This window comes from Rubrimonas sp., assembly GCF_036788415.1.
Lineage (GTDB): Bacteria > Pseudomonadota > Alphaproteobacteria > Rhodobacterales > Rhodobacteraceae > Rubrimonas.
The window spans coordinates 24,304-35,482 of the sequence record NZ_DAIQNN010000031.1 but is presented as its reverse complement, the minus strand read 5'-3'; the positions used below and the strand labels follow the sequence as shown (position 1 = coordinate 35,482).

Annotated in this window: 8 protein-coding genes; 5 read left to right on the top strand and 3 right to left on the bottom strand. The window is 71.0% G+C overall.

The features are described 5' to 3' along the window. From V7Q31_RS09510 to recG, 5 genes are all read left to right on the top strand, one after another. On the top strand, window positions 1–1,912 hold a 1,912-nt coding region (locus V7Q31_RS09510; RefSeq protein ID WP_333833496.1), incomplete at its 5' end, for a xanthine dehydrogenase family protein molybdopterin-binding subunit. A 10-nt stretch (window positions 1,913–1,922) separates the two neighbouring features. Then, window positions 1,923–2,717, top strand: a complete 795-nt coding sequence (locus V7Q31_RS09505; RefSeq protein ID WP_333833494.1) for an FAD binding domain-containing protein — start codon at window positions 1,923–1,925, stop codon at window positions 2,715–2,717. 114 nt (window positions 2,718–2,831) lie between these two features. Then, window positions 2,832–4,961, top strand: a complete 2,130-nt coding sequence (gene ligA, locus V7Q31_RS09500) for an NAD-dependent DNA ligase LigA (RefSeq protein WP_333833493.1) — start codon at window positions 2,832–2,834, stop codon at window positions 4,959–4,961. 61 nt (window positions 4,962–5,022) lie between these two features. Continuing rightward, entirely contained in the window at window positions 5,023–6,582 is a 1,560-nt protein-coding gene (locus V7Q31_RS09495) for a CYTH and CHAD domain-containing protein (RefSeq protein WP_333833492.1), read from the top strand. A 46-nt stretch (window positions 6,583–6,628) separates the two neighbouring features. Continuing rightward, on the top strand, window positions 6,629–8,713 hold the full coding sequence (gene recG, locus V7Q31_RS09490) for an ATP-dependent DNA helicase RecG (RefSeq protein ID WP_333833491.1): 2,085 nt from the start codon (window positions 6,629–6,631) through the stop codon (window positions 8,711–8,713). 219 nt (window positions 8,714–8,932) lie between these two features. On the opposite strand, the gene V7Q31_RS09485 is transcribed toward recG, so the two are convergent. From V7Q31_RS09485 to V7Q31_RS09475, 3 genes are read right to left on the bottom strand one after another with little or no spacing between them, the layout of a single operon-like run. After that, the gene (locus V7Q31_RS09485; RefSeq protein ID WP_333833489.1) at window positions 8,933–9,853 is read right to left on the bottom strand and encodes an HD domain-containing protein; all 921 of its coding nucleotides are present in this window, start codon (window positions 9,851–9,853) and stop codon (window positions 8,933–8,935) included. Window positions 9,854–9,858: 5 nt separating this feature from the next. Then, on the bottom strand, window positions 9,859–10,512 hold the full coding sequence (locus V7Q31_RS09480) for a 3-oxoacid CoA-transferase subunit B (protein WP_333833488.1): 654 nt from the start codon (window positions 10,510–10,512) through the stop codon (window positions 9,859–9,861). After that, window positions 10,512–11,165 (bottom strand): 3-oxoacid CoA-transferase subunit A, encoded by a 654-nt coding sequence (locus V7Q31_RS09475; protein WP_333833487.1) that lies wholly within the window; start codon window positions 11,163–11,165, stop codon window positions 10,512–10,514. The genes V7Q31_RS09480 and V7Q31_RS09475 overlap by 1 nt, the downstream gene beginning before the upstream one ends. Window positions 11,166–11,179 lie beyond the last annotated feature (14 nt).

Here is an 11,179-nt window from a genome sequence, read left to right as displayed (position 1 = left end):
GCCGGACAACCTCTGCTACGACTGGGAGTTCGTCGCCGAGAACAAGGCCGCCGTGAACGAGGCGATCCGCAACGCCGCCCACGTCACCACGCTGGAACTGGTCAACAACCGCCTCGTCGCCAACCCGATGGAGCCGCGCGCGGCCATCGGCGAATTCGACCGCGCCCGCGACGAATACACCCTCTACACCACCTCGCAGAACCCGCACGTCATCCGTCTGTTGATGGGCGCCTTCGTGCTCGGCATCCCCGAGCACAAGCTGCGCGTCGTGGCGCCGGATGTGGGCGGCGGCTTCGGCTCGAAGATCTACCACTACGCCGAGGAAGCCTTCGTCACCTTCGCGTCGAAGGCGGTGGGCCGCCCCGTGAAGTGGACCTCGGACCGCACCGAGGCCTTCATCTCCGACGCGCAGGGCCGCGACCATGTGACGAAGATCGAGCTCGCCCTCGACAAGGACAACAACTTCACGGCGCTGCGCTGCACGACGCTGGCGAACATGGGCGCGTATCTGAGCACGTTCGCGCCCTGCATCCCGACCTGGCTGCACGGCACGCTGCTTGCGGGCAACTACAAGACGCCGCTGATCTTCACCAACGTCAAGGCGGTGTTCACGAACACGGTGCCGGTTGACGCCTATCGCGGGGCCGGCCGGCCCGAGGCGACCTATCAGATCGAGCGCGTCGTGGACAAGGCGGCGCGCGAACTGGGCGTCGATCCAGTGGCGCTGCGCAAGCGGAACTTCATCCCCAAGGACGCCTTCCCCTACCAGACGCCGGTCGCGGTGCTCTACGACGTGGGCGACTACGACGCGACCATGGACAAGTGCGTGCAGATGGCCGACCGCGCGGGCTTCGCCGCCCGCAAGGCGGAAAGCGCTGCGAAGGGCAAGCTGCGGGGCCTCGGCTTCGCGCATTACATCGAGGCCTGCGGGATCGCGCCCTCCTCGCTCGTCGGCGCGCTCGGCGCTCGCGCGGGCCTCTACGAGGCGGCGACGATCCGCGTGAACCCGACGGGCTCGGTCTCGGTGTTCACCGGCTCGCACAGCCACGGTCAGGGCCATGAGACCACCTTCGCCCAGGTGGTCGCCGACATGCTCGGCCTGCCGGAGGCGTCGATCGACATCGTGCATGGCGACACCGCCCGCGTGCCGTTCGGCATGGGCACTTACGGCTCGCGCAGCCTCGCGGTCGGCGGCACGGCCATCGTGAACGCCGTCAACAAGGTGATCGACAAGGCCAGGAAGGTCGCGGCGCATCTGCTGGAGGCCGCCGAGGCCGACATCGCTTTCGAGAACGGCGCCTTCACCGTCGCCGGCACCGACAAGAAGATCACCTTCGGCGAAGTCGCGCTCGCGGCCTACGTCCCCCACAAGTACCCGCTCGACACGGTCGAGCCGGGGCTCGAGGAGACGGCCTTCTATGACCCCAAGAACTTCACCTTCCCCTCGGGCGCTTACGCCTGCGAAGTCGAAGTGGACCCCGACACCGGCGTCGTCACCGTGCTCGCGTTCAACGCGGCCGACGATTTCGGCAATGTGGTCAACCCGATGATCGTCGAGGGCCAGGTCCATGGCGGGGTCGCGCAGGGCATCGGCCAGGCGATGATGGAGCATGTGATGTTCGACGAGGACGGCCAGCCCGGCGCCGGCTCCTTCATGGACTACGCCATGCCCCGCGCCGCCGACATCCCGATGGTGCATGTCGACCACTCCTGCAACACGCCCTGCAGCCACAACCCGCTCGGCGTGAAGGGCTGCGGCGAGGCCGGCGCCATCGGCTCGCCGCCGGCCTTCGTCAATGCCGTGATCGACGCGCTGAGCCCCTACGGGGTCACGCATATCGACATGCCGCTGACCCCGCAGAAGGTGTGGGCGGCGATCCAGGCGGCGAAGCCCGCCGCTGCGGCCGAGTGAGGGGGGAGAGATGTACAATTTCGACTATGTGAAGGCGAAGTCGATCGACGACGCCGCCGCGGCGCTCGGCCGCGAGGAAGCCTATCTGATGAGCGGCGGCCAATCGCTCGTGCCGACGCTCAAGCAGCGCCTCTCCCAGCCGTCGCTGCTCGTGGACGTCTCGGGGATCCCCGAGATGATCGGCGTGCAGGCGGCGGGCGGATCGCTCACCATCGGGGGGGCGACCACCCATGCGGCGGTCGCGACCGATCCGCATGTGCGCGACGCGATCCCGGCGCTGGCGGAGCTGGCTGGCGGCATCGGCGATCCGCAGGTGCGCAACCGGGGCACGCTGGGCGGCTCGCTCGCCCATAACGACCCGGCGGCCTGCTATCCGGCGGCGGCGCTGGCGCTGCGGGCCACCATCGTGACCAACGCCCGCGAGATCGAAGCCGACGACTATTTCCAGGGCATGTTCGACACCGCGCTCGAGGAAGGCGAGATCATCAAGGCGGTGCGCTTCCCGATCCCGCATTCGGCCTGCTACCGCAAGTTCATCCAGCCCGCCTCGCGCTTCGCGATGGCCGCGGCCTTCGTCGCCCGCACGACCGAAGGGCCGCGGGTGGCGATCACCGGCGCCTCGACCAGCGGCGTGTTCCGCTGGACCGAAGCCGAGGAGGCGCTTGCGGCGAACTGGTCGCCCGAGGCGATAGAGCCGCTCGCGCTCGATGCGGAGGACATGCTCGGCGACATCCACGCCTCGCCCGCCTATCGCGCGCATCTGGCGAAGGTGATGACAAAGCGTGCGATCGCCGACGCCCGGTAGGGCGGCGCGAAGGCCCGGAGACAGGGACCCGCCCCGCAAGGGCGGGTCCCTTGCTTTCTTGACCGGCGGCGACCGCCGCCGCACTTTCCGCCGCGGAGCCGGGCGGGGGCGGACATGAGCGGACTCATCGACATCGCAGCGCTGTCCGAGGAGGAGGCGACCGAGGAACTTGCGCGCCTCGCCGCCGAGATCGCGCGCCACGACCGCGCCTATCACCAGCAGGACGCGCCGGTGATCGCCGACGCCGAGTATGACGCGCTCAAGCGGCGCAACGCCGCCATCGAGGCGCGCTTTCCGCACCTGATCCGAGGCGACAGCCCCTCGGCCCGCGTCGGGGCCGCGCCGTCGGAGGCGTTCGCGCAAGTGCGCCATCGCAGGCCGATGCTGTCGCTGAAGAACGCGATGGACGAGGGCGAGCTGCGCGAGTTCGACGCGAGCCTCAAGCGCTTCCTCTCGCTGCCGCCCGAGGCCGACGTCGCCTATGTCGCCGAGCCCAAGATCGACGGCCTCTCGCTCAGCCTGCGCTACGAAGGCGGCGCGCTGGTCGAGGCGGCGACGCGCGGCGACGGCGAGACCGGCGAGAACGTCACCGCCAATGCGCGCATGGTTTCCGACATTCCCCACCGGCTGGAGGGCGCGCCCGAGGTGCTGGAGGTCCGCGGCGAAGTCTACATGACCCATGCCGATTTCGCGGCGCTGAACGCCCGACAGGCCGAGGCGGGCGCCAAGGTGTTCGCCAATCCGCGCAACGCCGCCGCGGGCTCGCTGCGCCAGCTCGACCCCACTGTCACCGCCTCGCGTCCTCTGCGCTTCTTCGCCTATGGCTGGGGGGAGGTCTCCGAACCGCTCGCGGCGACGCAATGGGAGGCGCTGGCGCGGATCCGCGCGCTCGGCTTGCCGGTCAACGCCGACAGCCGCCGCTGCGCGGGCGTCGAGGCGCTGATCGCCTGTCATGCAGAGCTGGCCGCGCGCCGCGCCGCGCTCGGCTACGACATCGACGGCGTCGTGTGCAAGGCGGACGATCTGGAGTTTCAGGCCCGCCTCGGCATGCGCTCGACCACGCCGCGCTGGGCCGTGGCCTTCAAGTTCTCCGCCGAGATGGCCGAGACCGTGCTGGAGGCCATCGAGATCCAGGTGGGCCGCACCGGCGCGCTGTCGCCCGTGGCGCGGCTGCGCCCGGTGACGGTCGGCGGCGTCGTGGTGTCGAGCGCCACGCTGCACAATGAGGACTACATCGCCGGGCGCGGCTCGGACGGCCAGCCGATCCGCGCGGGGCGCGACCTGAGGGTCGGCGACACGGTGACGGTGTATCGCGCGGGCGACGTGATCCCCAAGGTGCTCGACGTGGACCTCGGCAAGCGCCCCGCCGGCGCCGCGCCGTGGACGCCGCCCGAAACCTGCCCCTGCGACCTGCGCACCCCGACCATTCGCCCCGAAGGCGAAGCGGTGCGCCGCTGCACAGGGGAATTCGCCTGCCCGCATCAGCGCGTCGAGCATCTCAAGCATTTCGTGAGCCGCGACGCCTTCGACATCGAAGGGCTCGGCGCCAAGCAGGTCGAGGCGCTCTGGCGCGACGGCTGGATCGGCGAGCCCGCCGACATCTTCGAACTTGAAAACCGCTACGGCGACGGCGCGCTGCGCCAGTTGAGGAACCGCGAGGGCTGGGGCGCGAAATCCGCCGCCAATCTGTTCGCCGCCATCGCCGCGCGCCGCGAGATCGGGCTCGACCGGCTGATCTTCGCGCTCGGCGTGCGCCATGTGGGCGAGACCTCCGCCCGCCTCCTCGCCCGCGCTTACGGCGACTGGGAGAGCTTCGAGGGCGCGATGCGCGCCTGCGCGCCGCGCGAGGGCGAGGCGTGGGAGGCGCTGCTCGCCATCGACGGGGTGGGGGAGGTGATGGCGACCGCGCTCGCCGCCTTCTTCGCCGAGCCGCACAACCGCGACGCGGTGGACCGGCTGCGCGCGCATCTGACCGTGGCGCCCCTCGCCGCCCCTGCCGGCGAAGGCGCGGCGCTCGCGGGCAAGACCGTCGTCTTCACCGGAACGCTGGAGACGATGTCGCGCGCCGAGGCGAAGGCGCGGGCCGAGGCGCTGGGCGCGAAAGTCGCCGGATCGGTCAGCGCGAAGACCGATCTGGTGGTCGCGGGGGCCGAGGCGGGATCGAAGCTGAAGAAGGCCGAGTCGCTGGGCGTCGCCGTGCTCGACGAGGCCGGCTGGCGTGATCTTCTCGACAAATCGGCATGAAAATGCGGGCGAGTGATGCGGACCACTTGCGGAGTTGCAAGGTTCTTGTCATCTCCATGACATGACAACCGAGATCGAACTCAAGCTGCTGCTCGACGCCGCCACCGAGAAGGCCCTGCGCGCGGCCGCCGCATCAGCGCCCCTCACCTCGGGAAAACCGAGCAGAATCAGGCTGAAAGCCGTCTATTTCGACACGCCCGACCGCGCGCTCTCGCGTCGGCGCATCGCCCTGCGGGTGCGCCGCGAAGGTCGCCGATGGGTGCAGACCGTGAAACTCGGCTCCGGCGTGATCGCCGGTTTGTCGAGGCCGCTGGAGGACGAGCAGCCTGCGCCGGGCGGTCGGCTCGCGCTCCACGCCATCGGCGACGTCGCGCTGCGCGAGGCGGTGCTCGACGCGCTCGACGGCGCCCAGCCCGTCCCTGTCTTCGAAACCGACATCCAGCGCAGCCTCTGGCTTTTGCAGGCGCCGCGGGGCGGGTCGGTGGAACTCGCGGTCGACGTGGGCGAGATCCGCGCGGGCGAGCGCGCGGCGCATCTGCGCGAGGCGGAGCTTGAGCTCAAATCGGGCCAGGCGGCGGAGCTGTTCGAGCTGGCCAAGGCGCTCTGGCCGCCCGCGCCGCTGCGCGCCTCGCGGCGCAACAAGGCCGAGCGCGGCTTCGCGCTCGCCGCGGGCGGGGAGGGGGTGCGCGCCGTCCCTGAGCCGGTGCAGGCGGCGCCGGTCATCCTCGCGCGCGCGCTGACCGCCGAGCAGGCGGCGCGCGACGTTCTGCGGCTGTGCCTCGACCAGATCATGGGCAACGTCGCCGCCACCGCCTTCAACGACGCGCCCGAAGGGCCGCACCAGCTGCGCGTCGGCCTGCGCCGTCTGCGCACGGCGGTCTCGGTCTTCGCGCCGATCCTCGACGTCCCCGCCCTGCGCGCGCTCGACGCCGAAGCGCGCGACCTGGCTGCCTGCGTCGGCGCCGTGCGCGATCTCGACGTTCTGATGGAGGAAGTCGCGATCCCCGCCCCAGGCGCGCCCGCCGATCCCGGCTTCGCGGCGCTCCACGCCGCCCTCGCCGGGCGTCGCGACGTCGCCCGTAAGGCGGCCCGCGCGCGGCTGGCCGAGCCGCGCACCGCCGGTTTCGTCTTCGACCTCGGGGGCTTCGTCGAGGGACGCGGCTGGCTGCGCCCCGACGACATCTCGCAGACCGCCGAGCTCGCCCAGCCCGTCGCCCATCTCGCCGCCGCCGCCCTCGACAAGCGCTGGCGCAAGGCCGCGAAACTCGGCGCGCGGATCGAGGAGCTGGAGGGCGAGGCGCGCCACGACTTGCGCAAGGCGCTGAAGAAGCTGCGCTACGCCGCCGAGTTCTTCGCGCCGCTCTTCAAGGTCAAGCCGACCGCCGCCTTCATCCGCACGCTCAAGACCTTGCAGGACGATTTCGGCGCGCTGCAGGACATGGCGATGGCCGAAGCCGCCCTGACCGGCCCCGACGCGCCCGCCGCCGCCGACCCCGCGGCCCAGCGCGCCGTGGGCCGCGTTCTGGCGACCTCGGAGGCGCGCGCCGAGGCGCACTGGTCGCATGCCAAGCGCGACTGGCGGGCGCTGAGCGAGGCGCGCAAGTTCTGGCGCGAGGACTGAGCGGGAGGGCTTCCCCCGGATCGCCCGGCGCTGCATCGTCGCGCCCATGTCCGCACGCCCCGAACCGCTCTGGCCGCTCTTCGCCGAGTTGACGGCCCTGCCGGGCGTCGGCCCGGCCTCGGCGAAGCTTTTCGCCAGGCTCGACGCGACGCGCCCGCGCGACCTGCTTTTTCTGGCGCCGCATAACGTCATCGACCGCCGGCTGCGATCGAGCATCGTCGGCGTTCCCGAAGGCGCGGTGGCGACGGTGGAAGTCGAGATCGGCGCGCATCATCCGCCGCGCGCGAAGGGCCGGCCCTACCGCATCGACGTGCGCGACGCGGAGGCCGAATTCCAGCTCGTCTATTTCCACGGGGCGCCCGAGCACCTGCGCCGGATCGCGCCGTCGGGCGCGCGCCGCATCGCCTCGGGCCGCATCGAGATCTTCGACGGGCTGGCGCAGATGCCCCATCCCGACCACCTCCTGCCACCAGCCGAGGCCGAGGCGCTGCCCGAGTTCGAGCCGGTCTATCCCGCCACGCAAGGGCTGGGGCAGCGGACCATCGCCCGCGCCGTCGAAGGCGCGCTGCAGCGCGCGCCTGATCCGCCCGAATGGATCGATCCCGCCGTCCTCGCACGTGAAGCCTGGCCCGGCTGGCGCGCGGCGGTGCGCGCGGTCCATGCCCCCGACGGTCCCGAGGCGCTGGCGCCAGACGCGCCGGCCCGCGCCCGGCTCGCTTATGACGAGCTGTTCTCCCACCAGCTCACCCTCGCTCTCGCCCGCGCGAAGCTGCGCCGCGGCAAGGGGCGCGTCACGCAGGGCGACGGGCGGCTGCGCAAGGCGGCGCTGACCGCGCTGCCCTATGCGCCGACCGGGGCCCAGCGCCGCGCCCTCGCCGAGATCGAGGCCGACATGGCCGCGCCCCAGCGCATGAACCGTCTGCTGCAGGGCGATGTCGGCTCCGGCAAGACGCTGGTCGCGCTGATGGCGATGCTGGTGGCGGTCGAGGCCGGCGGGCAGGCTGCGATGATGGCCCCGACCGAACTGCTCGCCCGCCAGCATTTCGACGGCGTCGCGCCGCTCGCGGAGACTGTCGGCGTGCGGGTCGAGCTCCTGACGGGCCGCGACAAAGGGGCCGCGCGGGCCGAGAAACTCGCCCGCGCCGCCTCGGGCGAGACCTCCATTTTCATCGGCACCCATGCGCTGTTCCAGAAGGACGTCGATTTCGCAGATCTGCGGCTCGCCGTGATCGACGAGCAGCACCGCTTCGGCGTGCGCCAGCGCATGGAACTCGCCGCGAAGGGGGGCGCTGCGGACATGCTGGTGACCACCGCCACGCCCATTCCGCGCACGCTGGCGCTGGCGGGCTTCGGCGACATGGACGTCAGCGTGCTCGACGAGAAGCCGCCGGGCCGCAAGCCGGTCGAGACGCGGCTGATTTCGATGGGCCGGCTTGAGGAGGTGATCGCGCGGCTCGGCGCGGCGCTCGCGCAGGGGCGGCGCGTCTACTGGGTCTGTCCGCTGGTCGAGGAGACCGGACAGTCCGATCTGCCCGCCGCCGAGGCGCGTTTCGCCGCCTTGAAGGCCCGCTTCGGCGACGCCGTGCGGATGGCGCATGGCCAGATGCCGCATGCCGAGCGCGACGCCGCCATGGCCGATTTCGCGTCGGGGCGCGCGCAGATCCTCGTGGCGACCACGGTCGTGGAAGTCGGCGTCAACGTGCCCGAGGCCTCGGTCATGGTGATCGAGCGCGCCGAGACTTTCGGGCTCGCGCAGCTCCACCAGCTGCGCGGGCGGGTGGGGCGCGGGTCGGACGCGTCGAGCTGCCTGCTGCTCTACGGGCCGCTTGGCGAGACGGCCCGCGCCCGCCTCACCGCGCTGCGCGACACCGAGGACGGCTTCCGCATCGCCGAGGAGGATTTGCGGCTGCGCGGCTTCGGCGACCTGCTCGGCGCGCAGCAATCGGGCCTGCCGCGCTTTCGCATCGCCGATCTGGAGCGGCAGGGGCGGCTCCTGAAGATGGCGCAGGACGATGCGCGGCTGGCGCTCGCGCGCGACCCCGACCTGACCAGCGATCGCGGCGCGGCGATGCGGCTGCTCCTGTGGCTGCACGACCGCGACGCGGCGATCCGCTATCTCGCGGCGGGGTGAGGCGCGGCTCCTTGTTCCGATTATGTTCTTTACTTTGTCCAGTTAATGAACTTAAATGGAACACAAAGGGATCAATCAGGAGAGAGCCGATGTCCGTGTTCCGCGCCGCCGCCCGCCTTCCGCACCATGCCGCCTTGTCCGACGTGATCGGACTGGCCGCGCTGATCGCTCTGATCGCGCTGGGTTTCGGGGCGGGGGCGATGGTCTGACGGCGCGGCGTCAGCCCGTATCGTCGGCGTATATCCGCACATAGCGCCCATCGAGTTCGACGCCGACGAATCTCTGCTGGAAGTCGATGCAGAGGCGCTGCGCCAGCGCCACGATCGCGTCGGTGCTGTCGGTGCGGATGCGCGCGAGCAGGATCGGTCGCCGCGCGCCTTCGAAGATCGCCTCCGCCTGCTGGATCGTCGCCGAGGGAAACGTGCGCGCGATGCGGTCGCAGAGCTTGTCGATGTCCGCCTCGGCGATCTCGCGGCGTTCGGTGTTGGGGAGGTAGATCAGATGCACCGGCTGACCCGCGCCGCTGTCCAGCTGGGCCAGTGCGTGATGATGGCCTTCCACATCCGCCGCATGGTCCTCGCGGATCGCCCGTTCGGTCTCGGCGGCGGTCTCGTCGAAGCGCGCCTCGATCCAGGGGTTCGGACCGCGGGCCGCGTCCATCAGCGCGCGGCAACCCTCCAGATAGCCGAGCTTGCGGTCGACCGGCCAGCCGGCGGGCGGCGAGGCCGCCATCGCGCGCAGGTTCGAGATCAGGTCCGCGGCCTTGACCAGCCGCGCGCGCGCCGATTTGCGCGGCGCGGCCTCGATGCGGGCGCGGCGACGGACGTCCTTGGGCAGGGACATGTCGTCGGAATTCTCGATCACCACCCGGGCCACGTCCGCGCCGAACTGCGCGGCGAGTTCGTCGGCGGTCACGGGCGTATCCTCGACGACGTCGTGCAGCAGCGCCGCGATCAACGCATCCTCGTCGGCGCCTCCGGTCGCCTCGGCGACAAGTTCGGCGACTTCGATCAGATGATTGATATAGGGCTCCTGCGCCGCGCCCTTGCGGCGCTGGTTGGCGTGCGCGCGCGCCGCGAAGGCGAGCGCCGCCATCACGCGGCGCGGGTCGGGGAGCCGTACGGGCGCGTCCTCGGCCATGGCGGTCAGGCGAGCGCCATCTCGGGCACGTCGTCCTCGATGATCAGGGGCGCAGCGGTCGCCGCGACCACCTCCTCGACCGAGATCCCCCGTCCCCGCTCGCGCAACAGCAGCCCCCCCTCGATCGGCTGGATCACCGCGATTTCGGTGACGATCAGATCGACGCGGCGCGTCGCCGTGAGCGGCAGATCGCATTCCGGCACGATCTTCGAGACGCCCTTTGCGGCGTGGATCATCGACACCACGACCCGCCGGGCGCCCGCGACGAGGTCCATCGCGCCGCCCATCCCCGGCACCATCTTGCCCGGCACCATCCAGTTGGCGAGATACCCGCGCGCATCGACCTGCAACCCGCCCAGCACCGTCATGTCGAGATGGCCGCCCCGGATCAGCCCGAAGCTCATCGCGCTGTCGATCGAGGCGGCGCCCGGAACGGCGGTCACGAAAGCGCCGCCGGCGTCGGTGAGGTTGGGGTCCTCCATGCCCTCGGGCGGGCGGGCGCCGAGGCCGATCACCCCGTTCTCGGCCTGGAAGAACACATGCACGTCGCTCGGCAGGTAGTTCGCCACGAGGCTCGGCAGCCCGATGCCGAGATTGACCAGCATTCCCTCGCGCACTTCGAGCGCGACGCGGCGCGCGATGATCTCCTTGGCGTCCATCAATGCGCCCTTTCCAGAAGATGATCGACCAGCACGCCCGGCGTCTTGACCGCGTCAGGCGTGATCGCGCCGACCGGCAGGATGTGCTCGGGCTCGGCGATCACCACATCCGCCGCCAGCGCCATGATCGGATTGAAGTTGTGCGCGGTGAGCGAGTATTCGAGATTGCCGACGTAATCGGCGTGCTGCGCCGCCAGCAGCGCGAAATCGCCCCTGATCGGTTTCTCCACGAGGTATTTCTTCCCGTCGATCTCGATCTTCTGCTTGCCGTCCTCGACCAGCGTGCCGACCCCTGTCGCGGTCAGAACGCCGCCGAGCCCGACGCCGCCCGCGCGGATCCGCTCGACCAGCGTGCCCTGCGGCACGAGCTCGACCTCCATCTCGCCGGCGATCATCATCTTCTGGGTGATGGGGTTGAGGCCGATATGCGAGGTGATCGCCTTGCGCACCGCGCCGGCGGCGACCAGCTTGCCGACGCCCTTGTCCGGCGACGCCGTGTCGTTGTTCACGATGGTAAGGTCGCGGGCGCCGCGCGCGAGCAGCGCGTCGATCAACCGGTGCGGCGAGCCCACCCCCATGAAGCCGCCGATCAGCAGCACCGCCCCGTCGGGGATCATCTCCGCGGCTTCGGCCGCCTTGATCGCGCGTTTCATCGTCCCTCCCGTTC